The following is a 23148-nucleotide window of genomic DNA, read 5'->3' on the forward strand; positions in this document are numbered from 1 at the left end:
AATCCTAAAACTGGGCTTCCGCTGGACGTTGGTCCGGTAAATGCTGGGCCGGTTCGATGACCGGTTGTACAGCCGCCCGGGGTGCTGGCAGGGACAAATTCGGCCCCTTGAGAATAATCTTGCGCCCGAAGTACAGGGCCATGACAAAGAACACGGCATACAGCAGCATCAGCCCCGTCAAGGAAAACAGCACCAACTGGGGCGGCAAATCGGAGGCCGACTCCACCGTACGCAACTGCCCATAGACCAGCCAAGGTTGACGGCCCACGCAGCGCACCATCCAGCCCGCCTCCACGGCGATATACCCCAGCGGCCCCGCGTACACCCAGGCCCAGAGTAGCCACCGATTTTCACTAATCCTTTCTGGAAGAAATTGCCCCCGCCACCACTGCACCAGGGACACCACCATCAACCCCGCGAAAAACAGCCCGATAGCAATCATGAGGCGGAACGAATAGTACACCAAGCCCACCAATTGGGGCCGGTCCTGGGGCGCCCATTCCTTCAACCCCAAAATCGGCGTCTCCAAGGCCGGTTTGAACTCCAGCAGGTAGCTCAACAAACCAGGAATCTTCAGCTCCCAGGTGTTAGTCTGCAACTGGTTATTGGGCAGGGCCAGCAGACTCCAATCCGCCGGGGTATGGGCCGGCACCGTTTCCCACAGGGCCTCCATCGCCGCCAGCTTGGTGGGCTGGTAATGGTACACCTGTTCCGCGCTCCAGTGTCCCACCAGGATTTGCAGCGGCGCCACCAGCACCAACATCACCAGGGCAATCTTCAACGAACGGCTGAAAAACGCTGTCTCCCGCCGCTGTAGGATATACCAGGCGCTAATCCCCCCAATCACCAACAGCGACGTTTCCAAGGTGGCAAAAAACATGTGCAGAAAACTGTGGAGCATATAGGGGTTGCCAATGGCCTGAAAAAAGTCCTGCACCACGAACTTGCCATTGACAAACACTCCCCCGGCGGGCGTCTGCAACCAGGAATTAGCCGTCAAGATCCAAAACGTAGACAGGTTGGCCCCAATCGCCACACAAATCGTGGAAATGAGATGGATCACCGGCGGCACCCGCTCCCAGCCAAAGACCATAATCCCCAGGAAGCTGGCCTCCAGCATAAACGCCATCGTGCCTTCAAAGCCCAACAGGGTCCCAAAAAAGTCTCCTACCGCTTCCGAAAACGGCGCCCAATTCAGCCCAAACTGAAACGCCATCGGTAACCCCGACGCCACCCCAATCCCAAAATTCAGCAAATACAACTTCGACCAAAACCGGGCGTGGTGGTAGTAGGCCAGGTCGCGGGTCTTCAGCCACAGGGCCTCGACGATCACCAGATAAATCGCCATCCCCGTGGTTAGCACTGGCCAGAGCATATGAAAAATGGCCGTCAGGGCAAACTGCCAGCGGGACAGGGTCACCGTATCCAACCAAGACTCCAGCATAAATCCTTACTTGAGCATTGTGGGGACACTCCTGTTATAGGACCCGACCGGTGGCTGCCCCGACGGATTACAGATTTTTTTCACCCTACACCGTGGCCAGGGCCAGCCAGTCCTGGGGCTTGAGGAACTCCTGGGTCAGTTGCGCCTCGGGACTCCCCGGCTCCGGCGTGTAGCAGTACTCCCAGCGGGCCAGCGGCGGCATAGACATCAGGATAGATTCAGTGCGCCCGTTGGTTTGTAACCCAAAGATCGTTCCCCGGTCGTAGATGAGATTGAACTCCACGTAGCGCCCCCGCCGGTAAAGCTGGAACTGCCGCTCCCGGTCCCCATAGACCATATCCCGGCGCCGTTCCACGATGGGCAAATAGGCCGGCAAGAACGCCTGGGCGCAACTTTGCACCATGCGGAACACTTCCTCCCAACAACGGGGGGGCAATTCCCCTACTTTGTTGCTGTAGATGGCCGCATTGCCCTGGGAGTGGTTGCCCCGGTACAGGGGACCAACCCCGTCTTGGTAATCAAAGAAAATCCCACCCACCCCGCGGGTTTCCTGCCGGTGCTTCAAATAGAAGTATTCATCACACCAGCGTTTGAACACCGGATAGTATTCGGGGTGATGGGCATCCAGCGCTTCCTTGTGGACCCGGTGAAAATGCACCGCATCCTCCCGGAAGGGGTAGTAGGGCGTCAAATCCGCGCCCCCGCCAAACCACCACACCGGCCCCGCCTCAAAATAACGATAGTTTAAATGCACCGTGGGGACGTAGGGATTGCGGGGATGCAATACCAACGACGTTCCTGTGGCGTAAAAAGGATGCCCCTTGGCCTCGGGACGCTGTTCCACAATCGAGGGGGGAAGCTGCTGCCCCCAAACCTCAGAGAAATTCACCCCCCCCCGCTCCAGGAGTGCGCCACCCTCCATCACCCGTGAGCGACCGCCACCCCCCTCGGGCCGTTCCCAGGTGTCCTCCCGGAACTTGGCCTGACCGTCAGCCGCCTCCAAGGCCTGACAAATCTCATCCTGCAACTGCCGCAAAAATTGACTCACCCGTTGCCGGGCATCACTCGGCGGTAACCCTGCTACTGCCATCAGTTCCCCTCCTCGTCAAACCTGTTCCCTACTATACCAAGCCCTCGCCAGCTATTGTCAACAAGTCTGAATTATTAACAATCAACAAGTTGTTTTATTGCCAATGCGGGGTGGGCGGCTGACGAGTCCCAGTTGCGCCAGGAGAGCCTGGTCCTGTTGGTAGCTGGGGCAGGGGGTGGTGCGGGTGAGCATCTGGCCGTCGTCGCTGGAAAAAATCGAGTTCACGCCCGCCAGGAAGCACAGGGCCTGTTCCGCCGGACTCAGGTGGGCCCGCCCTGCCGCCAGGCGCAAATCGCTTTTGGGCATGAGAATCCGGGCGGTGGCCAGCACCCGCAGCACATCCCACAGGGGCACCGGTTCCTGGTTCGCCAGGGGGGTTCCTGGTACCCGGGACAGGATATTAATGGGCACCGATTCCGGGTGGGGTTGCAGGCGCGCCAGGGTGGTCAGCAGGTCAATCCGGTCTTGATGGGTTTCCCCCAGCCCCAAAATCCCTCCGCAACACACGGTGATGGGCGTCTGGCGCACGTGGGCAATGGTGTGGAGACGGTCGTCGTAGGTGCGGGTGGTGATCACCTGGGGGTAATAGCGGCGGGAGGTATCCAGGTTGTGGTTGTAGGCGTACAGTCCTGCTTCGCTCAACTGGCGGGCTTGCTCAGATGTCAGCATCCCCAAGGTGCAGCACACCTCCAACCCCAGGGCCGTCACCCGGCGGATCATTTCCAGCACCTGGTCAAACTGCCGTCCCGGTCGCACCTCCCGCCAGGCCGCCCCTAGACACAACCGGCTCACCCCCTGGGCTTTGGCCCGCTCGGCAATGGCCACCACCTGTTCCACATCCATCAGGGGCTGGGGCGTAATGCCCGTCTGGTAGTGGGCCGACTGGGCGCAATAGGCACAATCTTCGGGGCAACCGCCGGTTTTCACAGACACCAGCTTGCACACCTGCACCTCGCGGGGGGAATGGTAGCGCCGGTGGATCTGTGCCGCCTGGAGGATCAGTTCCAGTAGGGGTTGCTCGTAAATCGCCTGGACCTCCTCCGGTTGCCAGTCGTAGCGACAGTCGGGTGCCGTAACCGTCATTGTCAATCGCTCGCTTCCATGATTTGGTTATTACTTTGCCCGTAAACGTATCCCACCGCAACTATCAGACCGTCAGCGGGGTTTCTTCCTCAGCACCTCCTGGCACTCCACCGTCTGCCCATCCCGACTCCGCAGCCAGTAGCACAGGGGCCTTTCCTCCCGGATTTGCCAGGGCAAGGCCGCCATTTGCCCCTGCAGCAACAGCCACTCCAGGCAATCCCGGTCCAGACAGACCAGGCGGATTCGTCCCCCCTCACCGGCCTTAGCCCCGCCGATTAGGTGCAATTGAGCGCGCCGCCGCAGTTGATACCAAAACCCCGCCGGTGGCATCCCCCCTGGCCGGTGCAGAGAAATCAGCGGGTCGGTTAACCCCAGGGCCTGTTCGTAGTGGGCGTAGTAATGCAGGGGAGTTTCGGCCCGTTCCAGCCCCAGGTCCTCCTCCAGGAATCGCCGCGTCGCCTCCAGGTCCGAGGTCATGACGGTGTACACCTTGGGGGAACGGCGCAGGAATAGCCACAGGGCCGTCCCGTAGCCCACCAGCAGCAACACCATTACCCCCTGGGGGGAAAGCAGTCCTTCCGGCGCCATCGCTATCGCACCGGCTGGGGTGTCAGGGTGGGGTTGTCCACGGTCAATTTCACTTCCTTCACCTCGCCCTTGGCGCCCAGGGGTTGGGCCGGCCCGTCATTGATCCGCACCTGCACTTCCCCGGCATTACCCGCCGCCAGCACCAAGGTTTCCCGCGCCGTCCAGGTTTGGGTCATCCCCCCACTCAAAATCCCTTCAAACACCACCTGCCCATCGGCCACCACCTGCAGCCAGGATTGGCCCGTCAACTCCACCTGCACCCGCAGTTCCCCAGCCGGTGAGGGTGAAGCGGCCACAGGGGACGGGGATGTCGGGGCCTGGGGCGATGGCTCCGTTGTCTGGGGCGTTGAATCGGGACTTGTTGGGGATGGGGGTGTTGGACGCAATAGATAGGACAGCAGCCCAATCGCCCCCAGGATCAACAGGAAGTACGTTAGGTACAAATGCCAAGGCCGCAGAGCCGGACCGCTAGGAGGGCGGGACGTGGGCAGGGGCGTGACCGTCATCACCGGCTCCAAGGGGCTCAAGTCCAAATCTTGAATCTGTAAAAGTTGGGCGTACTGGCGCAGAAAGCCCCGCACATACACGGGTTCCGGTAACTGGTGCACGTCTCCTTCCTCCAGGGCACGCAACATGCGGGTTTGGATGTGGGTGCGCGCCGCCACGTCCGCCAGGGTGAGATTTTTCTCCTCCCGCACCTGACGCAAATACTGGCCGATTTCCCGTAAACGCGCCGCTTGTGTAGGGGTGTAGGGACTCACCTTCATACCATCCATGCACAACCAGACCGGCGGTTTTGCTCTATCTTACAAGTTTACTTGCGCCCGCACCGCCCGGCAAAAGGCCAATTCCGGCTCTGTCAAGGGACGGATCTTCCCCACCGGCAAGTTCCCCAAATCAATGGCACCGATGGCCTGTCGATGCAACCGGACCACTGGATAGCCCAACTGGGCTGCCACCCGCCGGATTTGTCGGTTGCGTCCCTCCCGCAGGCGCACCTCCAACAGGGTTTGTTGAGGGAAGGTCCGCAACACCCGCACCTGGGCCGGCAAGGTGGGTCGTCCGTCCAGTTCCACCCCCTGCCGCCACCGTTCGAGAACCCGCGCCGAGGGATGCCCCGCCACCCACACCCAGTACACCTTCCACACGGGATGGCGGGGATGGGTCAAGGCCAGGGTTAATTCCCCATCGTTGGTGAGCAACAAGGCCCCTGTAGTGTCCACATCCAAACGGCCCACGGGATACAACGGCGGCAGGCCCGGCGGCAAAAAATCCCGTACAGTTCGGCGTCCTTGGGGGTCATAGCAGGTGCTGACCACCCCCAGGGGTTTGTGCAGCAGGTAGTAGTACCGGCGGGGGGCCGGGGGTAAAGGCCGACCTTGTACCGTGATCTGATCCACCTGGGGGTCACACCTTTGCCCCAACTGGGCCGGTCGTCCGTTGACCCACACCTGTCCTGCCCGGATGAGCGCTTCTGCCTGCCGCCGCGCCGCCACCCCTCGTTGGGCCAGAATTTTCTGTAACCGCTGGATTGTCATCCGGCTAAACCCAAGTCCGCCAAGATATCGCTGGCATGGGTGGCCGTGTTGACCGTGGTATAGACACGACTGATTTTGCCCTGGGGGTCAATGACATAGGTCACCCGTTTGCTGTACCCACCCCCGTCGACGTCGTAGGCCCGGCTGATGGCCCCATCCGTATCCACCAGCAGGGGAAAGGGTAGGTTGTACTTCTGGGTAAAGGCCTGGTGCGATGCCTGGTCGTCTCGACTGACCCCCAACACCACTACATTGTGCTGCTGGTAGGTGGCATAGTGGTCCCGGAACCCACAGGCTTCCTTGGTGCAACCGGGGGTGTCGTCCTTGGGATAGAAATACAGCACCACGGTTTTACCCGCAAAATCGGCCAACGATACGGGGCGACCCTGGGTGTCCACCGTGCGAAAATCAGGCGCCTGCATCCCTACAGCCAGAGCCATAACCATCCTCCACGCATCGGTCAAGGCTATTGTATCGTCTGGAACCGGTAAACCCCCATAACACCGGCGTAAAAGCCAATTCATCCCCCGCAGGTAGTGATTACAATTCCTAATAGGCCACCGAAAATTAAAATAAATTTAAAGATGCTAATCGAAGGAATGTACAGCTTTTGTGATACGGATTTCCCCTTGCATGTTGTTTTGGTCCAGCCGCAGATTCCCCCTAATACTGGCAATATCGCCCGCACCTGTGCGGCAACACGCACACCTTTACATCTCATTGGACCCCTAGGATTTGAACTAAGCGACCGCTATTTGAAACGGGCTGGTCTGGACTACTGGCCCTATGTCCGCTACCGGGTTTATCCTGATTGGCCCAGTTTTGTCAGTACATGTACCCCAGTGAATGGACGCTGGCTGGCCTTTACTCCCCAGGCGGAAACCTGCTTTTGGGACTACCGATTTCGCTGGGGCGACTGGCTGTTTTTTGGCAGCGAAACCACGGGCTTACCGCAGATTTGCCTGCAGGCTTGTCATGCACATTTACATATCCCCATGGTGGAACCGGGCGTGCGCAGCCTCAACCTATCGGTAAGCGTGGCCGTGGCCCTGTTTGAAGCCCGCCGCCAGCTTTATCACGAGAAATGACATATGGTATGTGATCCAAAGCACATATAACATTTGTTTAATCTTTAGGGGTAGGTCCGGACGGGAACATCGGCCTTGCCAGGGATAAGGATTTATCATCGGGGGTTTACGGCTGCTGGGTGTCACCCACTAAATAACAGGACTAGAGCGATGGGACGATGTTCCCAGTGGTGGAGGGGTGAATCGGGTGTTGGGTCCAACCGACACGCGGGTAGCCCTGAGCAGGTTCGCTCCTTGAGTGGTTGTTTTCCTCACACCCGTTTTTAGGAGGTGACCCATGCCGCAGCATGACTGCCGCCATTTTGACTGGCAACCTCTGCAAGTTTTTCCTGAATCTATGGCCTCGATCCCGAGCGATACGCCGGCACGCTCTCTGGCTACTTCGTCGGTGTTGACGGGCCTGGTGGCTGTGGGTGCTCTGGTGGGGCAGGGAGTGGTCTGGGCCCAGGAGCCGGTGTTAACAGCGGAGGTGCCATCTCAGCAGCAGGAAGCCGGTGGAGCCGTGGCGCCGGAGGAACTCCTGTTGGAGCACCGGGTGCGGGCGGGCGAAACCCTCTGGCAGTTGTCTTACTTGTATCAGGTGTCGGTGGAAGAACTGGCCCGCTTTAACGGCCTGCAACCGAATCAGGTGCTGGCGGTGGGTCAAGTGCTGCGAATTCCTCCCCGTTCGACGGCGCCTAATCGCACGGAAACCCTGCTGGAGCGGGTACGGCGACAGGCCTTGGCCCGACAGGGACGTTTACCGGCCCAGGCCACGACGCTAATGGAAGCACCCCGGCTGGTGGCGCATAGTGCCCAGGAGGTCTCACCCAAGTACCTGGGGACCTATCGGGTGCAACCGGGAGATACCTTGAGCGAGATTGCCCGCCGTTATCAGGTTTCGTTGCCGGAATTGGTGCGCTGGAATCGCCTGAGAAATCCTGACCTGCTCTATCCGGGTCAAGTGTTGCGCATCCCCAGTCCGGCCTTGCTGCCCCCGGCTACGGCCCAACGGCCTGTGCCCCAGGTGTTGGCCAATTTGCGTGCGCCCCGGTTGGCCACGCCCTCAGCGCCGACACCACGGCCCAGTACACCGCCGGTCAATCCCCTCCAGGGAACGGATGCCCTGGGTGAGCTGAATACGGATAACCTACGGCGGCAACCAGCGGTTCAGGACCTATCGGCCATCCTGCCGCCTGTGTTTCCGCCCCTGCCATCGGAAGGCACTGCGGATGACCGGCAAGCTTTGACGTTGCCCCCATTGGAAAACATTGACCGGTTTCTCCCCAAAGACCCCAGCTTCTTCCGGAGCTATATCTGGCCGACGCGGGGCATTATCACTTCGGGTTTTGGACCGCGTTGGGGGCGGATGCACCAGGGGATTGATATTGCCGGGCCGGTAGGGACGCCGATTGTGGCCGCTGCGCCGGGGACGGTCATCTTTGCCGGTTGGAATTCGGGCGGTTACGGCAATCTGGTGAAAATCCAGCATGACAACGGCAGCGTCACCTACTATGCCCACAACCATCGTCTGTTGGTGCGGCCCAACCAACGGGTGGAACAGGGGCAGTTGATTGCGGAGATGGGCAGCACTGGCTTTAGCACCGGGCCACACCTGCACTTTGAAATCCGCAAGCCGGGCCGGGGGCCGGTGAATCCCATAGCCTTCTTGCCGCCCCGTCGGTAACGGTTTGCCCAGTTGGTTTGTAGGGGGTGTGGGGTCATGGGAGGTCCTGTGGCCCCTTATTGATTGCCGGGTGGGGGAACCCCAGGCTTTGTGAAAAAACCTATACAATTTTGAAAAGTTTACCTAGGGTTTACCGATGGAAACACTTGGGCAACGTTGCTCTGCCTGGCTACAGCGGCGTTTGTTGCTGGGGTGGGAGCCAACGCCGGAGTTGCTGGTGATTCTACTGGTGTATTTTGTGCAGGGGGTCATTGGTCTGGCCCGGCTGGCGGTGAGTTTTTTTCTCAAGGACGAGCTGGGACTGACGCCGGCGACGGTGGCGGCTTTGACGGGAATTGCGGCGTTGCCCTGGATGGTGAAACCGCTGCTGGGGCTGGTGGCGGATGGACTACCCCTGGCAGGTTACCGGCGACGCTCCTATTTGATGCTCTCGGGGGTCCTGGGGGCCACGGCTTGGGGGTTGCTGGCGACGTGGGTGCAGCGACCTGGGCAGGCGGTGGCGGCCATTACCTTGGCGTCTTTGGCCACGGCGCTGGGGGATGTGATTGCCGATTCGTTGGTGGTGGAACGGGTGCGGGGGGCGGGCCAGAGCCATACGGGGTCGCTGCAATCCTTGTGTTGGGGAACCAGTGCCCTGGGGGGGGTGCTCACGGCCTATTTCAGCGGAGCCTTGCTGGAGCATTTGGGGACGCGGGCGGTGTTTGCCCTTACGGCCTTGTTCCCGGTGCTGGTGACCCTAGGGGCTTGGTGGGTGCAGGAACGACCCCAGCCCCGTACCCAGCAGATGGTGCGACAGATGGGGCACCAGGTGCGGCAACTGTGGCAGGCAGTACGCCAACCCAGTATTTTCCTGCCGACGGCGTTTTTGTTTCTCTGGCAGGCGACACCCACGTCCGACAGCGCGTTTTTCTTTTTTGTGACCAATGAGTTGCACTTTCCGCCGGAGTTTTTGGGCCGGGTGCGGCTGGTGACCAGTGTGGCGGCCCTGGTGGGGGTGTGGATTTTCCAACGCTATTTGCGGGAGGTGCCAATTCGTCGCCTGTTGTTCTGGACGACGGTGCTCTCGAGCGCCCTGGGGATGACCACCCTACTTTTGGTCACCCACACCAACCGGTGGCTGGGGATTCCTGACCGCTGGTTTAGTTTGGGCGATAGCGCCATCTTAACGGTGATGGGGGAAATCGGGTTTATGCCGGTGCTGGTGCTGGCGGCGCGCTTGTGTCCCCCGGGGATTGAGGCCAGCCTGTTTGCCCTGTTGATGTCGGTGCTGAATTTGGCGGGGGGGGTGGCCCATGAGTTGGGGGCGCTGTTGACCCACCTGCTGGGCATTACGGAAACCCGGTTCGACCGGCTGTGGCTGTTGATCACCATTACCAATCTCAGCAGCCTGTTGCCCCTACCGCTGTTGGGTTGGCTCCCCGATGAGAAGGCGGCGCCCAAATCAGAATTGCCCCCGGCGGTGGTGGCCGATACGGTGGTGCTGGGGGAGGTGGCGCCGGGGTTGCATTTCGAGGCGGTGGAGGTGGAGTCCTAAAAGACTTGCTCGACTTCGGCGATTTCTGGGATAAATTCCTTGAGGCGCCGTTCGATGCCCATACGCAGGGTCATGGTGGAACTGGGGCAGGCACCACAGGCTCCCTGTAACCGCAGCCGCACAATGGGGCCGTCAATTTCCACCAACTCCACGTTGCCCCCATCGGCCATTAGGTAGGGGCGCATTTCGTCCAGGACTTTTTCCACGTTTTCCACGGTCAACGGCAAGGTCTCCATAGGCTTCCCCCAATCAGGCTATGATGGGACAGGGATACGGCGGTAAACGCTCATCCTTAAGTGTAACGTGGAAGTTCAGTTGGGGGGAAAACGGTGACGGATATTGCCCTAGCGCAGTTGGCGGCAACCGACCCGGTGGTGGCGGATTTGTTGGCCCAGGAGTTGCAACGGCAGCGGGACCACCTGGAGTTGATCGCCAGTGAAAATTTTGCGTCGCCGGCGGTGATGGCGGCCCAGGGGTCGGTGCTGACCAATAAGTACGCGGAAGGTCTGCCGGGGAAGCGCTACTACGGTGGGTGTGAGGTGATTGACGCGGTTGAGCAGTTGGCCATTGACCGGGCGAAGGCCCTGTTTGGGGCGGCCCACGCCAACGTGCAACCCCATTCCGGCGCCCAGGCGAACCAGGCGGTGTTTCTGGCGCTGCTACAACCGGGGGACACGATTCTCAGCATGGATTTGAGCCACGGGGGACATTTGACCCACGGTTCGCCGGTGAATTTGTCGGGGATGTGGTTCCGGGCGGTGCATTACGGGGTGCATCCCCAAACCCACCGGCTGGACTATGACCAGATTCGCGACCTGGCGCGGCAACATCGGCCTAAGTTGATCATCTGCGGCTATTCGGCCTATCCCCGCCAGATTGATTTCGTGGCTTTCCGGGCGATTGCTGACGAGGTGGGGGCCTATTTGCTGGCGGATATAGCCCATATTGCGGGGTTGGTGGCAGCAGGGGTGCATCCTAGTCCCTTGCCCCATTGCCATGTGGTGACGACGACGACCCATAAAACGTTGCGGGGACCCCGGGGGGGGCTGATTCTCACCAATGACCCAGAACTGGGCAAGAAACTGGACAAGGCGGTGTTTCCGGGGGTTCAGGGGGGGCCGCTGGAGCATGTGATTGCGGCGAAGGCGGTGGCCTTTGGGGAGGCGTTGCGCCCGGATTTTCGCACCTACATCCAGCAGGTGGTGCGCAATGCCCAGGTGCTGGCCCAGGGGTTGCAGGAACGGGGGTTGCCGGTAATCAGCGGCGGTACGGATAACCACCTGGTGCTGGTGGATGTGCGACCCACGGGCTTGACGGGGAAAGCGGCGGATGCCCTGCTGGGGGCAATTAATGTGACGGTGAACAAAAACACGATTCCCTTTGACCCGCAACCGCCATTTGTGACTAGTGGGATTCGCTTGGGGACGCCGGCGATGACGACCCGGGGATTTGCTGAGGCGGAGTTTGCCGAAGTGGCAGCGATCATTGCTCACCGGTTGTATCACCCGGGGGATACGTCGGGACGGGAGCGAGTGGCGGCCCTGTGTCGGCGGTTTCCCCTGTATAGCCATTTGCCCCAGCGCGAGGTGGTGCCGGTGTCGTGATGCCCTACCATCTGCTGGCGTTTCTGCTGGCTGCAGGGGTGGTGCTGGGGGTCACCCCCTGGGTAAAGCGGTGGGGGTTGCAGGTGGGGTCGGTGGACCTGCCCAATGAGCGCAAAATTCACCGGCAACCGATGGTGCGCATCGGGGGGGTGGCCATTTTTGTCGGTTACGTGCTGGCGCTGCTGGTGGTGTGGTGGGCGGGGGGGTTTGTGGATGCCCAGGGTCAACCGCTGCGGGCGCAGGCAGATGCGCAAATTTGGGCGACAACGGTGGGGGGGCTGGGGTTTTTCCTGATCGGGTTGGTGGATGATCTGTTTTCCCTGTCGCCGGGGGTGCGGCTGGTGCTGCAAATGGTGGTGGCGGGGGCGGTGTGGGCCTGGGGGGTACGGATTGATTTTGTGACGCTGCCGGGGCTGGGGCTGGTGTCGGTGGGGAGCTGGAGTTTGCCCTTGACGTTGCTGTGGCTGGTGGGGATGGCCAACGCTATCAATATGGTGGATGGGGTGGATGGGTTGGCGGCGGGGGTCTCAGGGATTGCGGCGGTGGTGCTCCTGGTGGTGACGCAGTTTCTGGGGCAACCGGCGGCAGCGTTGTTGGCGGCAGCCCTGGCGGGGGCATGCTTGGGCTTTTTGCGCTATAACTTCAACCCGGCGCAGATTTTTATGGGGGATGGGGGGGCCTATTTCATGGGCTTTACCCTGGCGGCGATGGGGGTCATTGGTCTGGTAAAGCGGGTGACGACGGCGGCGGTGGTGTTGCCCTACATCATCCTGGCCGTGCCCCTGCTGGATATGACCTGGGTGGTGATTGACCGGCTGCGGCGGGGTAAATCCCCTTTTTTCCCAGATCAACGCCATTTACACCACCGGCTGCTGCGGGCGGGGCTGTCCCAGCGGGAAACGGTGACGGTGATCTATAGCTTGACCCTGTGGGCCGGTAGCGTGGCCCTGGCGCTGGCGGAGCTTCCCGGGTCGGCGGTGTATGTTACCGTGGCGACTCTGTTGCTGGGGTTTGTGGGTTGGCGGGTCTGGCAGCGGCGGCGGTCATGACGATTGGGTTTGGTCTGATTGGCACGGGGTATGCGGCCAGCCGGCGGGCGGAATATCTGGCCCAGGACCCACGGGGGCGGTTGGTGGCGGTGGCCGGGCACACCTGGGAAAGGGTGCAGCAGTTTATCGGCCGGTATCCGGCGGCAGCCTGCGGCGACTGGCAAGAGGTGATCCAGCACCCCCAGGTGGACGTTGTCATCGTGGCGACGGTGAATGGGTTGCATGGGGAGATCGTGGGCCAGGCGGTGGCGGCGGGTAAAGGGGTGGTGGTGGAGTATCCCTTGGCGCTGGATTACGGGCAGGCGGCGCAACTGGTGCAACAGGCCCGGGCGCAGGGGGTGTTTTTGCATGTGGAGCACATTGAGTTGCTCAGCCCCATTCACCAGGCGCTGCAGGAGGTGCTGCCTAAGCTGGGGACGGTGACCTACGGACGGTCGGTGAACCTGGTGGCCCAGTATCCGGCGCCCCGCAAGTGGACCTATCACCATCAGTGGTTTGGTTTTCCCCTGGTGGCGGGTCTGGCGCGGGTGAATCGGCTGTTGGATTTGCTGGGGCCGGTGGCCTGGGTGTTCTGCGAGGCGGCCTTTGCCGATACGCAAGACGGTTACTACCGCAGTTGCCGGTGCAGTGCCCTATTGGGTTTTGTGGGGGGGGCGCTGGTGGAATTGACCTACGGCAAGGGGGAAACCATCTGGGAGGACCAGCGGCATTTCAGCTTGCACGGCACCCAGGGGGGCGTCCTTTTTGAGGGAGACCAGGGGGAGTGGGTCACACCAACGCAGCGCCAGACCCTGACCTTACCGGGGCGACAGGGGTTGTTTCACCAGGACATGCGCCAGGTGCTGGACCATCTGACTCGGGGAACGCCCCTGTACACTACGCCGGAAAAGAGTCTGGCAGCTCTGCGGGTGGCTACGGCGTTACAGGCGTCGGCACAGAGGGGCCAGCGGGTAGTTCTGGCGGAATGGGCACCGCCGGGGTCTGGGGTGGCGTAGAGGTTTCGGCGGGTTTGGGGGCGGGAAGGGTGCTACCGGGGAGCCAACCGGCCGAAAGGATCACAGTGGTACTCATGAACACCACCGCCAGACTCCAGGTGACGCGGTTGAGGGTGGTTTCGGCGCTGCGGGTGCTGCTGAATAGCTGGGCCTGACCCCCAATGGCGGCAATCCCTTCCCCTTTGGGACTGTGCAAGAGAATGAGCACGATCAAGGCAACGGCGCTGAATAGCCAAATGGCTTCCACCAGGGTCACAATGCTCATGGGTCTGTCCGGTCAACAGCACTCTACATATCTTACCGTAAGAATTTGGCTCGCCTTGCCTACCAAAACTATCGCAATGCCAGGGGTGCTCGTCCCATGGTTGTCGCCGCTACGTTTTAACCGAGATTTAACGGGGATTGGCCGGCCAATTTTTAGATTTTCTTTGCCCTAAACCGGCTGCCATGGCGCAAAAGCTGTGTTAGTTTAGCAGTGAATTGGCCCCCCCTGGAGCTAGCGATGGAACCCATCAGGCCTTTACTTCACCACACCAAAATCGTCGCTACGATGGGTCCGGCGAGCAATTCCCCGGAAATGATCCGTCAGTTGCTCCAGGCAGGGATGAATGTGGCCCGATTGAATTTCTCCCACGGGACCTACGAGGACCACGCCCGTTGCATCGAACATTTGCGAGCAGCGGCAGCGGAATTAGATTTGCCTTTGATGCTGCTTCAGGACCTGCAGGGGCCGAAAATTCGGGTGGGGGACCTGCCGTCGGAGGGGCTGCCGCTGACGGAGGGGATGCCGTTGACGCTGGTGCCGGTCGGGACGCAGGACGGCCAACCCCAGACGGTGGGCATTGATTATCCCCACGTGGCGGAGGAGGTGACGCCGGGAACGCCAGTGCTGCTCGATGACGGGTTGTTGGAGCTGCGGGTGGAACGGGTGGAGGGCCAGCGGGTGCACTGCACGGTCGTTAAGGGGGGGACGCTGCACCGCCACAAGGGGGTGAATTTCCCCACGCTGAACCTGCGGCTGCCGGCCCTGACGGAAAAGGACAAGCGGGATTTGGAGTTCGGCTTGGCCCACGGGGTAGATTGCGTCTCCTTGAGTTTTGTGCGGCGGCCAGAGGATGTGCGGGAGTTGCGGCAACTGCTCCAGGAGCGGGGGGCCCATGTGCCGGTGCTGGCCAAGATCGAAAAACCCCAGGCGGTGGCCAATATTGAGGCCATCATTGCCGAGTGCGACGCCGTGATGGTGGCCCGGGGGGATTTGGGGGTGGAAATGAGTCCAGAAAAGGTGCCCCTGATCCAAAAGCGCATCATTCACCTGTGCAACCAAAGGGGCGTGCCAGTGATTACAGCTACTCAAATGCTGGAGAGTATGATCCACCACCCCCGGCCCACCCGGGCGGAAGCCAGCGATGTGGCCAATGCTATCCTGGACGGGACGGATGCGGTGATGTTGTCGGGGGAATCGGCGGTGGGGCGCTATCCGGTGGAGGCGGTGCGCATGCTGGCCCGGATTGCTATGGAGGTGGAGCCGGCGACCCGCTTTGCCAACTATCCGGCCAACCAAAGTGAGGATGTGGACGCCATTACCGAAGCTATGCACGCCATCGAGGACACGTTGGATTTGCGCTGCATTGTGGTGTTTACCAACTCCGGTCGCACGGCCCGGTTGGCGTCTGCTGAACGGCCCCGCAAACCCATCGTGGCCTACACGCCCCACAAGCATATCTACAACCAACTCAGCCTGTACTGGGGGGTCCGCCCGGTGCTGACCCGCTGGTTTACGGACAACGTGATGGAGGTGCTCCGGGAGATGGAACGGGATTTGCTCCAGCGGCGGTATGTGATTCCTGGGGACAAGGTGCTGGTAATGGCGGGGATTCCCTTCGGTCAGGCCCAGACCACCAACTTTCTCAAAATCCACACCATCCAGGGCTAGAGCAAGGGCAGCCCGGCGTCTTGGGCAAACTGGCGGCGGGTGGTGGGGTAATCCACAACCAGACCTTCGCCACCGATGGGGGGGGCTGGCTGACCTTCGATTTGCAGGTAGATAGGGGCCTGGGGATTCAAACTGCTGGCGGTGTAGATGACCTGGGCCACCCGATAGATGACGGAATAACTGCCGCCGCCGCTGGTGAACTCCCGGGAGAGATTCACGTACACCGCCCCATTTTTAATCTCCAGTCCCAGCAGCCGGGTGCCGGGGGGAATGGCGCTAACTCGGTCGCCGCTGGGGGTACTCAGCAACAGGTTCAGAGCTTGGCGCAGGGCCGCTGCCGGGTCGTTTTTGGGGGCGTTGGGCAGGGGGTCGCTTACCAACATCTCTTGCCCCTGTCGCACCTGCAGCCAGTACAGCCGGGGTTGCTCCGCCGTGACCACAAAGGGTTTTGTTTCTGGGCGACGGGCCTGCTGGAACCACCAGAGACTACCCCCCCCCACCCCGCCGACCAACACCGAAGCAGCCAGCACCCAGGGCCACCACCGCCGCTTTTTCCCCGCTTGCACCGAGCGCCTCATCGTTTGGTAACTCCCGTTTTTCTTCCATTGTGCCCTAACCACCCCTGACGACGTTTTCCCCTGGCTCCAGGTGCCTTTACAATAGCCCAGAGGGGGGAAGGGGAAAGCAGATAAGTTATGAATGAGCGCATTCCGGTGATTGTGACTGGCGCGGCAGGGCGCATGGGACGTCAGGTGGTGCAGGCAGTGGCCGCCAGTTCGGACATGGTGCTTGTGGGGGCGGTGGACCACCAGCGGGTGGGGGAAGATGTAGGAGTGGTCGCCGGAATCGGAGAACTGGAAGTGCCCATTACGTCCGATTTGCAGTCCCTGTGCGCCCTGGTGGCCCAGGAAAAACAGCCGGGCGTGATGGTGGACTTTACCCATCCCCGCAGCGTGTATGACAATGTGCGGGCGGCCATTGCCTACGGGGTCTATCCGGTGGTGGGCACAACGGGCCTGAGCGCCGAGCAAATCCAGGACTTGGCCGAGTTTTGCGACAAAGCCAGCATCGGTTGCATTATTGCTCCTAATTTTTCCATCGGCATGGTGCTGTTGCAACAGGCGGCGATCCAGGCCTCCCGTTACTTTGAACACGTGGAAATCATCGAGCTGCACCACAACCAGAAAGCTGACGCCCCCAGCGGTACGGCCTTGAAAACGGCGGAAATGCTGGCCGAGATGGGCAAAACCTACAACCCCCCCCAAGTTGAAGAAACGGAAACCCTTGCTGGTGTACGCGGGGGTATCGGTCCAGAAAACATCCGCATCCACAGCGTGCGCTTACCGGGGTTGCTGGCCCATCAGGCAGTTATGTTTGGGGCGCCCGGCGAAATCTACACCCTGCGCCATGACGTTACGGACCGCCGCTGTTACATGCCCGGTGTTTTGCTGGCCATCCGCAAGGTACGCCAACTCAAGCAACTGGTCTACGGCCTGGAAAAAATCCTGGATTAGGCATGGTGGCTGTTGAGCAACTGCGGCAACTCTACACCGACTGCCGGGAAAAAACCCTAGCTTTGATTGCCCCCCTGACGGATGCCCAGTGGGTCCAGCAGGTGCACCCGGATTTCAGTCCCATCGGCTGGCATGTGGGCCATATCGCCTACACGGAAGCCCTGTGGTTATTGGGTGAGCCTTTACCCTATCCGGAGTTGGCCCCCCTGTTTCGGGCAGATGGTTACCCCAAAGCCGAACGCAGCCGCCTTTTGCCCCCCCGCCATGTTCTCCTGACCTATGTCCAGACCATCCGGGAGAAGGTCCTGGCCCAGCTCACCCACGTCACGCCAGACAACCGGCGCCTGTGGTACTGGGTGGTGCAGCACGAAATGCAACACCAGGAAACCATTTGCCTGCTGCGGGCGCTCCAGGGCAATTTACCGCCACCATTGCCGGAGATCGACGCATGTTCGACGCCCTGGGAGCTGGACTGTCAGTCGGTTACCGTAGGCAGTGACGACATCGCCGCCTTGGACAATGAACGTCCCCCCCACACCCAAACCGTGGGTCCCTTGCGCATCAGCGCCCACCCCGTGACCCAGGAGGAATTTCAGGCCTTTATCAAAGCGGGTGGCTATCGGGAAAAACGCTGGTGGTCGGAGGCGGGCTGGGCGTGGCTGCAACAGGAGCAAGTAACCCGGCCTGTGTACGAGCAACCGGCATCGCCCCGGCAACCGGTCTGCGGCGTGAGCTATTACGAAGCGGAGGCCTATTGTCGCTTTATCAGCAAACGGTTGCCGACGGAATGGGAGTGGGAAACGGCGGCACGCCAGGGGTTGCCCTACCGGGGGTTGGTTTGGGAATGGACCTGCTCCCCCTTTGCCCCCTATCCCCATTTCGCCCCCTATCCCTACCAGGGCTACTCGGCGGCCTATTTCGATGGACATCATTACGTGCTGCGGGGGGGCAGTTGGGCTACCCATCCCTACCTAAAACGGCCTAGTTTTCGCAACTGGTATTTACCGGGAGTGCGCCAGATTTTTGCCGGATTCCGTTGGGCCGACTAGTCCTCGAGTTGCAGGTGGGGCAGGTTCCAAAAGGGGCCGCTCAGGGCCGAAAACGCAATCCCTTTGACCCGATTGCGAATCGCCTGCAAGCTCAAGTTATTCACCAGATAGATAAACGGCAATTCCTCTTGCACCAGTTGTTGGAATTCGGCATAGATGGCCCGGCGTTTATCTTCATCCATTTCCTGGGAACCCCGCACCATCAGGTCGTCAATTCGCAGCTCCCAATCGCTGGGGGACCAATCCTTCAAGGGGGGTTGTCCCGGCAAGGGGCCTTGATTAAAGGTGTGCAAGCTCCCCCGACTGTACCAGATATTAAAGCCGCTGTGGGGGTCAATGCCACCGCCCCCAAATCCCCCCAAATAACACTCCCAATCCCGGGTTTTGTTCAACCGTTCCACATAGGCATTAAAGCTCATGGTTTGGATATCCACCTGCATCCCCAGTTGGGCTAAATCCTGTTTGATCTGGGCAGCCATGGCCGGACGAACTCGGCGTTCGATATTGGTCAGCAACGTGAAACGCACCGCATTGCCCTGGTCATCCCGCAACCGCCCCTGGACGTCCCAGGAAAAACCTGCCGCCTGGAGCAACTCCCGCGCCTTTTGGGGATTGTAGGTGTAGCGCTTGACGCCCTGGTAGTAGTAGGGACTGGCCGGGTGAATGGGGGAATCCTGCAGCACCCCTAGCCCCCGAAAAATGGTGTTTTTCATGCGCTCTCGGTTGATCCCATAGGCCACCGCCTGGCGAAAGTTGCGATTGTTAAACCAGCGGGATTTCACCGGGTCTACTAGCGGTACTCCCTGGGCGTTGCGGGCGCGGTTTAGGTTAAAGGCAATGAAGGTGCTCAGGGTTTCCGGACCGGCATTGTAGACCGTAAAATTACGGCGTTTTTCTTCTTTTTTAAGCAGTTGGAAGGCCTCAGGAGCCACTTCAACCGCGTCCAACTCCTGGGACATAAAACGCAGCAGCTGTGTGTCGGTGGATTCAATGATTTGCCAGATGATGCGTTCGATGTAAGGTAGGGGCTGGCCCTGGGCATCTTTTTGCCAGTAGTAGGGATTGCGGCGAAAGACCACCCGTTGCCCCGGCGTAAAGCGCTCCATGACGTAGGGACCATTACCCACAATTTGCTCAACCGGGGTGTCAATGCCCCACATGGACAAAAACCGGGGATTGCCCTGGGCGTCTACGGTTTCAATGCCGGGTCGCAACAGGTGGGCCGGTAGGATGGCAATACCCCCCACAAACCGCAAAAACGGGGCGAAAGGTTCGGGGATGCGAAATTCCACCTGCCGGTTGTTGAGGGCACGTACCGTTGGAAAGGCCCGGCTTTGGCCAATGCGCAAAATGTCCTGAATACCAGAAGGAATCTGGGGGTTGAGATAGACATCGCGGAAGGAAAACACCACGTCCTCAACGGTCAAAGGCGCCCCATCCGACCAACGCAGGTTCTCCCGCAGGGTAAACACAATGCGCTTTTTGTCAGGACTGATGTCCCAGGACTCAGCCAAGCCGGGGTCCAACGCCAAGGTGAGGCCATTGGTTTGCAACAGTCCTTCGTAAATGAACCCAAATACGCTGTAGAAGGAGGTGTTCAATGGGTAGTTAAAGGTGGCCGGTCCAGCGGGCGTAGCTAGGACCAACTGGGGTACCCGCGCCGTAGGTTGCCGCAGGCTGCAACCGGTAAGCCCAACAGCAATGGGCAGACTTCCTAGCCGCGTCATTAACCACCGGCGTGACAGCCCAACCATCCCCTGGTTCAGAAGTCTTGGTGTGGGGACATGGTAGCACGGGCACGGCACCGGTGTAGGCCATAGCTGTAGGCATCAAGGCCCATACCTAAAGAACCGAATTGCCCGGAGAGACGCTGGAGGCGGCGAGGGCTGCTGGGGCCAGGTCCCCAACGGACGTCTCGGTTGGCAGGGTCTGGAGATAGCTGAGCACGACATCCTGTCCCCGGCGCAGGCGTAAGGTCAAACGCGGAGCCACAGTCGAAGCCACTAGCCGTCCCTGCGGCAGGTCCATCCACACCAAGGTGCCAAACACCCGACAGGTGCCCTGCCCGATCGTTGCCAGGGTGACCAGTTCCGCCAGGGTCAGGGGACGGGGTAAAACCACATCCATCGCCCACCCTCCCCCACACTCCCGTCGTTGGAGCAGGTGTAGTTGCATGGCTCAGTTGGCTGTGGCAATGAATTCACACCAGGGGTCACCCTTTTCCCGGGCGCGCACCTCCTGGCCCCGGAAACAGTTGCCCCGCCGGAAGAGATTGTTGTAAAGCGTTTCGTCCAGGGTCGGTTTTTGGGCAATGTGACCCCGATAGACCAGGTTCATCAGGGCCGGTACGGCACCCTGGGCAAAGAAACAGGCCCCCGTTGCGCTCTGGGGATAGGTAGCCAGGAAGTAGTTGGTCTCGTAGTTGCCGTCAATGACCACCCGACAGGACTGGTCACTGGCAATTTCTACCAGTTCCCAGCGGCCCCACCCCAGACTGCTGGCGACCGCATAGCCCCCGTGAATCCAGTCTGTGTCGTTTTGGATCAGGGGCTGCACCAGGCTTTCCCACTCTACCGACGCCATGATGTTGCCGAAGGTATAAAACACGCACACGTGGCCGGATTCCCGCAGCAGTTCGCAGCCGACTTCCTCCAGGGCAGGATTCACGGCCCGTAGGGCATCCAGAAACCGGTACTGAATGCGGTTGTAGTAATTCGCCGGCATCCGGGTTAGCAGTACATTAAACGCCCGAATCTGCCCCTGCTCATCCCCCGCCAACGGTAAGCCCCACAAGGTTTCATTCAGGGCTTCGTAGTCTACCGAGGTCTTGGCCCGGGCAATGGACGCCGGTTGGTCAATGATGCGTCCCATACCCGGACTGGGGGTCAGGGGGCGGCGGGTCGCAACCGGTTGCACCCGAATCACACAGTGGTCCCCCCGGGTCACCGCCTGGCACTGGGTTTCTTCGGCCTGGTAATCTCCCAGGGACCCATAAATGGCATCTAAGGCCGCTGCAGCATAGCCCACCGCCACGTGGTCAATGGGTTTGTGCCGCTGAAGGGTTGCCCCATACTTGCCCAGCCACCCTTGCGCGTAGTGGGAATGGCGCAGTTCAATGTCGGCCCCCTGGGGAGAAATGTCCCCGTCTATTTGCCCAAATCCCAAGAAACTAAACAGTTGCCGGGCCACCTGCCAACGTTGGACCGCCTGGGTGACCCCTAGCTTCCCAAAGGCCCCCTGCAACAGGCTGAAAAATATCTCCTGGGCTGACTGGCGTAGGATCGTCACCCCGTCGATCCAGGCCGGGTCTTCAATCGTTTGCTGCAAAAAGAGGTTGTAGTGGTGGCAGTGGAAAATCACCGGTTCGCCAAACAAACCCACCAACTTGCGGGAACGGTCCACAATCAGTTGCTCGAGCATGGGTTTCCCTCCTGCCGACTTATTCAACGGCAATAGGCAGCCGTTCAACCCCCAGTAACTCCTTGACCCCCTGGCTCAGAAGACGTACCTCATTGGCCGTTAAATGTCCCTTGGCCAACTTGTCCGGGTGCAAACCGGTCTTGAGGGACAAACGCAACAGGACAAAGTTAGGGTCGGGGGCATAGCGCCGGGCGTAGTCCAACAATAACTGGGCCCTGGACTTGACCTGGTCGGTGGGGTCCGGCAATAGGGGTTGCGCGTCGATCAGGATGGCTTTTAACCGCTCGGTCACCAGCTTCAGTTCCGTAGTCGCCCGGGTCATCATCAGGACAAAGTAGGGCGACCGGGGAAACGCTCTCACCAGTAGGCGAATCCGTCCGGACCCCGCCAGGATGTAGTCGGCGGTCGTCTGGGGGTCAAATAGTTGACAAAACCGTGCATTAGTCCGCACCAGGTCACTGGCATAAGCCCCTAGGGAATGGATATCCGCCACCGCCTCCGGGTCGTAATTGATTTCGGCTAGGGTCCGGTCATCGGTTGTGCGCCCGATCAATACCGCCAGCAGCCCCGGTAACCCCGCTACATGCTGTTGCAACACGCTCTCTAAACTGCGAGCCATTCCCTACCTCCGCAACTGCAACAAATACGAAATTTGAATCTATAAGGTTGTAGTAAAGGAAAGGTCAATAGGGGCCGGGCTATAGCCTGGTTTTTTAAGGTTCTCTTAACCTTAGCGGCGGTGTGCTAGAGTAGGGGTTGGGATAGCGCTGCTAAAGCCATGGACGTGCTGGCGACGTTGCGGGAGGATTACGCCCGGTTTCCCCGCGACCAAACCTACGACATTTACGCGGAAGACCTGGTTTTTGCTGATCCCGTGATGCGGGTGCGGGGGCGGGAGCAGTTTCGCGGGATGATTGCCTTTTTGGCGACCTGGTTTCGGGATATTGAGCTGGTGTTGCACGACATCTGGCAGGAGGGACCGGTGATCCACACCCGTTGGACGATGCGGTGGACGGCGCCTTTGCCCTGGCAACCCCGGGTGAGCGTTACCGGCCGCAGCGAACTGACCCTGAATGAGCAGGGGTTAATTGGGCAACAAATTGACTACTGGGATTGCTCCCGTTGGGACCTGGTGCGCCAACATTGGCCGTTTGCATCCCAGCGCCCCCATCGCCGACAATAACATTTAGGACGGTTGGTGATGTGGGTAACGGTTTATGACGGCAGGGCCGGTGGCAATTCGGGAGGAGGCCTTTACGGCAGAGGTCCAGCAGGCGACAGAACCGGTGTTGGTCTATGTGTGGGCGGACTGGTGTGGCCCTTGCCGCTTGATGACCCAAATCCTGACTGAGATGGCCCCCCAGTGGCAGGGACGACTAAAAATGGTGAAGATGCACGCGGATGAGAACCCGGCAACGGTCAGGCAATACCAGGTGACGGGCATTCCCACCCTGTTGCTGTTTCGCCGGGGGGAGGTGGTCTGGCGCCACGAGGGGGTGCTCAATCCAGCCAAGTTGACCCAGGCGTTGACCCAGCATCTGGCGGAGTAGGTC

25 protein-coding genes are annotated in these 23148 nt (G+C 60.3%); 11 read left to right on the forward strand and 14 right to left on the reverse strand.

The window, feature by feature from the left end:
• Window positions 1-4 precede the first annotated feature (4 nt).
• The 7 genes from Q6L55_00400 to Q6L55_00430 form a co-directional block, all read right to left on the reverse strand.
• Window positions 5-1444: a cytochrome ubiquinol oxidase subunit I gene (locus Q6L55_00400; protein ID MEN9257175.1), complete on the reverse strand. Its 1440-nt coding sequence runs from the start codon at window positions 1442-1444 to the stop codon at window positions 5-7.
• A gap of 85 nt (window positions 1445-1529) precedes the next feature.
• Window positions 1530-2534 carry an oxygen-dependent coproporphyrinogen oxidase gene (hemF, locus tag Q6L55_00405; GenBank protein ID MEN9257176.1) on the reverse strand — a complete coding sequence of 335 codons (1005 nt, stop codon included), beginning with the start codon at window positions 2532-2534 and terminating at the stop codon, window positions 1530-1532.
• Between the two features lie 81 nt (window positions 2535-2615).
• Complete coding sequence (gene bioB / locus Q6L55_00410; GenBank protein ID MEN9257177.1) at window positions 2616-3617, reverse strand: biotin synthase BioB; 1002 nt, start codon at window positions 3615-3617, stop codon at window positions 2616-2618.
• A gap of 72 nt (window positions 3618-3689) precedes the next feature.
• Window positions 3690-4205: a hypothetical protein gene (locus tag Q6L55_00415; GenBank protein MEN9257178.1), complete on the reverse strand. Its 516-nt coding sequence runs from the start codon at window positions 4203-4205 to the stop codon at window positions 3690-3692.
• 2 nt (window positions 4206-4207) lie between these two features.
• The gene (locus Q6L55_00420) at window positions 4208-4981 is read right to left on the reverse strand and encodes a DUF4115 domain-containing protein (protein MEN9257179.1); all 774 of its coding nucleotides are present in this window, start codon (window positions 4979-4981) and stop codon (window positions 4208-4210) included.
• Window positions 4982-5011: 30 nt separating this feature from the next.
• Complete coding sequence (locus Q6L55_00425; protein MEN9257180.1) at window positions 5012-5743, reverse strand: pseudouridine synthase; 732 nt, start codon at window positions 5741-5743, stop codon at window positions 5012-5014.
• Window positions 5740-6183, reverse strand: a complete 444-nt coding sequence (locus tag Q6L55_00430) for a peroxiredoxin (GenBank protein ID MEN9257181.1) — start codon at window positions 6181-6183, stop codon at window positions 5740-5742. The genes Q6L55_00425 and Q6L55_00430 overlap by 4 nt, the downstream gene beginning before the upstream one ends.
• Before the next feature lie 144 nt (window positions 6184-6327).
• Here Q6L55_00430 and Q6L55_00435 point away from each other — a divergent pair, with 144 nt between their 5' ends.
• The 3 genes from Q6L55_00435 to Q6L55_00445 all read left to right on the forward strand — a co-directional run bounded on the left by Q6L55_00435 (window position 6328) and on the right by Q6L55_00445 (window position 10031).
• Entirely contained in the window at window positions 6328-6831 is a 504-nt protein-coding gene (locus tag Q6L55_00435) for a tRNA (cytidine(34)-2'-O)-methyltransferase (GenBank protein ID MEN9257182.1), read from the forward strand.
• A 337-nt stretch (window positions 6832-7168) separates the two neighbouring features.
• Entirely contained in the window at window positions 7169-8497 is a 1329-nt protein-coding gene (locus tag Q6L55_00440; GenBank protein ID MEN9257183.1) for a peptidoglycan DD-metalloendopeptidase family protein, read from the forward strand.
• A gap of 136 nt (window positions 8498-8633) precedes the next feature.
• A complete protein-coding gene (locus Q6L55_00445) occupies window positions 8634-10031 on the forward strand; it encodes a folate/biopterin family MFS transporter (protein ID MEN9257184.1) in 1398 nt (465 codons plus the stop codon).
• On the opposite strand, the gene Q6L55_00450 is transcribed toward Q6L55_00445, so the two are convergent.
• The gene (locus Q6L55_00450; GenBank protein ID MEN9257185.1) at window positions 10028-10267 is read right to left on the reverse strand and encodes a NifU family protein; all 240 of its coding nucleotides are present in this window, start codon (window positions 10265-10267) and stop codon (window positions 10028-10030) included. The genes Q6L55_00445 and Q6L55_00450 overlap by 4 nt on opposite strands.
• Before the next feature lie 93 nt (window positions 10268-10360).
• Between Q6L55_00450 and glyA the strand changes: the two genes are divergently transcribed.
• Genes glyA through Q6L55_00465 form a run of 3 tightly spaced genes read left to right on the forward strand, consistent with a single transcriptional unit; the run spans window position 10361 to window position 13679 of the window.
• Window positions 10361-11635 (forward strand): serine hydroxymethyltransferase, encoded by a 1275-nt coding sequence (glyA, locus tag Q6L55_00455; GenBank protein MEN9257186.1) that lies wholly within the window; start codon window positions 10361-10363, stop codon window positions 11633-11635.
• A complete protein-coding gene (locus Q6L55_00460; GenBank protein ID MEN9257187.1) occupies window positions 11635-12684 on the forward strand; it encodes an MraY family glycosyltransferase in 1050 nt (349 codons plus the stop codon). The genes glyA and Q6L55_00460 overlap by 1 nt, the downstream gene beginning before the upstream one ends.
• Complete coding sequence (locus Q6L55_00465) at window positions 12654-13679, forward strand: Gfo/Idh/MocA family oxidoreductase (protein MEN9257188.1); 1026 nt, start codon at window positions 12654-12656, stop codon at window positions 13677-13679. Before Q6L55_00460 ends, Q6L55_00465 begins: the two co-directional genes overlap by 31 nt.
• Here Q6L55_00465 and secG read toward each other — a convergent pair.
• Window positions 13597-13944, reverse strand: a complete 348-nt coding sequence (gene secG / locus Q6L55_00470; protein ID MEN9257189.1) for a preprotein translocase subunit SecG — start codon at window positions 13942-13944, stop codon at window positions 13597-13599. The genes Q6L55_00465 and secG overlap by 83 nt on opposite strands.
• A gap of 237 nt (window positions 13945-14181) precedes the next feature.
• On the opposite strand from secG, the gene pyk reads away from it, so the two are divergent.
• Window positions 14182-15612 carry a pyruvate kinase gene (gene pyk / locus Q6L55_00475; protein MEN9257190.1) on the forward strand — a complete coding sequence of 477 codons (1431 nt, stop codon included), beginning with the start codon at window positions 14182-14184 and terminating at the stop codon, window positions 15610-15612.
• Here pyk and Q6L55_00480 read toward each other — a convergent pair.
• Entirely contained in the window at window positions 15609-16190 is a 582-nt protein-coding gene (locus Q6L55_00480; protein ID MEN9257191.1) for a GerMN domain-containing protein, read from the reverse strand. The two genes, pyk and Q6L55_00480, sit on opposite strands and share 4 nt — an antisense overlap.
• Before the next feature lie 117 nt (window positions 16191-16307).
• Between Q6L55_00480 and dapB the strand changes: the two genes are divergently transcribed.
• Window positions 16308-17126 carry a 4-hydroxy-tetrahydrodipicolinate reductase gene (gene dapB / locus Q6L55_00485; protein ID MEN9257192.1) on the forward strand — a complete coding sequence of 273 codons (819 nt, stop codon included), beginning with the start codon at window positions 16308-16310 and terminating at the stop codon, window positions 17124-17126.
• A 2-nt stretch (window positions 17127-17128) separates the two neighbouring features.
• Window positions 17129-18175: an SUMF1/EgtB/PvdO family nonheme iron enzyme gene (locus Q6L55_00490; protein ID MEN9257193.1), complete on the forward strand. Its 1047-nt coding sequence runs from the start codon at window positions 17129-17131 to the stop codon at window positions 18173-18175.
• Here Q6L55_00490 and Q6L55_00495 read toward each other — a convergent pair.
• The 4 genes from Q6L55_00495 to Q6L55_00510 form a co-directional block, all read right to left on the reverse strand.
• Complete coding sequence (locus Q6L55_00495; protein ID MEN9257194.1) at window positions 18172-19929, reverse strand: ABC transporter substrate-binding protein; 1758 nt, start codon at window positions 19927-19929, stop codon at window positions 18172-18174. The genes Q6L55_00490 and Q6L55_00495 overlap by 4 nt on opposite strands.
• A gap of 88 nt (window positions 19930-20017) precedes the next feature.
• Window positions 20018-20350: a hypothetical protein gene (locus Q6L55_00500; GenBank protein MEN9257195.1), complete on the reverse strand. Its 333-nt coding sequence runs from the start codon at window positions 20348-20350 to the stop codon at window positions 20018-20020.
• 3 nt (window positions 20351-20353) lie between these two features.
• On the reverse strand, window positions 20354-21643 hold the full coding sequence (locus Q6L55_00505; protein ID MEN9257196.1) for a 4-vinyl reductase: 1290 nt from the start codon (window positions 21641-21643) through the stop codon (window positions 20354-20356).
• Window positions 21615-22214 (reverse strand): hypothetical protein, encoded by a 600-nt coding sequence (locus Q6L55_00510; protein MEN9257197.1) that lies wholly within the window; start codon window positions 22212-22214, stop codon window positions 21615-21617. Before Q6L55_00510 ends, Q6L55_00505 begins: the two co-directional genes overlap by 29 nt.
• A 159-nt stretch (window positions 22215-22373) precedes the next feature.
• Between Q6L55_00510 and Q6L55_00515 the strand changes: the two genes are divergently transcribed.
• Both Q6L55_00515 and Q6L55_00520 read left to right on the forward strand, forming a co-directional pair.
• Entirely contained in the window at window positions 22374-22778 is a 405-nt protein-coding gene (locus Q6L55_00515; GenBank protein ID MEN9257198.1) for a DUF2358 domain-containing protein, read from the forward strand.
• A 34-nt stretch (window positions 22779-22812) separates the two neighbouring features.
• Complete coding sequence (locus Q6L55_00520; protein MEN9257199.1) at window positions 22813-23145, forward strand: thioredoxin domain-containing protein; 333 nt, start codon at window positions 22813-22815, stop codon at window positions 23143-23145.
• Window positions 23146-23148 lie beyond the last annotated feature (3 nt).

This window comes from Gloeomargarita sp. SRBZ-1_bins_9, from assembly GCA_039794565.1.
GTDB lineage: Bacteria > Cyanobacteriota > Cyanobacteriia > Gloeomargaritales > Gloeomargaritaceae > Gloeomargarita.